This is a genomic window from Streptomyces sp. CHD11, assembly GCF_018638295.1.
Taxonomy (GTDB): domain Bacteria; phylum Actinomycetota; class Actinomycetes; order Streptomycetales; family Streptomycetaceae; genus Streptomyces.
The window spans coordinates 1-326 of sequence record NZ_JABTTS010000170.1 but is presented as its reverse complement, the minus strand read 5'-3'; the positions used below and the strand labels follow the sequence as shown (position 1 = coordinate 326).

Annotated in this window: 2 pseudogenes; one reads left to right on the top strand and one right to left on the bottom strand. The window is 68.4% G+C overall.

Features of this window, described 5'->3' with window-relative positions:
- Positions 1–13: 13 nt before the first annotated feature.
- A pseudogene (locus tag HTV45_RS33630) lies at positions 14–229 on the bottom strand (IS21 family transposase); the annotation flags it as partial.
- Here HTV45_RS33630 and HTV45_RS33625 point away from each other — a divergent pair.
- Positions 212–326 (top strand): annotated as a pseudogene (locus HTV45_RS33625) (GntR family transcriptional regulator); the annotation flags it as partial. The pseudogenes HTV45_RS33630 and HTV45_RS33625 sit on opposite strands and share 18 nt — an antisense overlap.

Sequence of the window (326 nt, the reverse complement as noted above, 5' to 3'; positions counted from 1 at the left end):
TTCCGCCATCAAATCACGCATGACCGACCTCCTCGGCCTGGCCACGCAGGCGGTCGTAGCGCGCCGTGTTAGCGACGGGGGCTTCCTTGAGCGACAAGTGGGTTTCGACGCTGGGTGGTGGTTCGGTCGCGGCCAGGCGCGCCACGACATTGAGGATGTGTTCGGCGCTCAGGCTGCCGCTCTCCAGTACCAGCTCAACGGCTACCAGCACGGCATCGAGCCCGGCGACCGCGTGATGCGCACCCGGTACGTCTTCCGCGAGGCCGGCGAGGCGATGATGCTCTCCACCTCCTGGGAGCCGTTGGCGCTCACCGGCCGCACCCCCG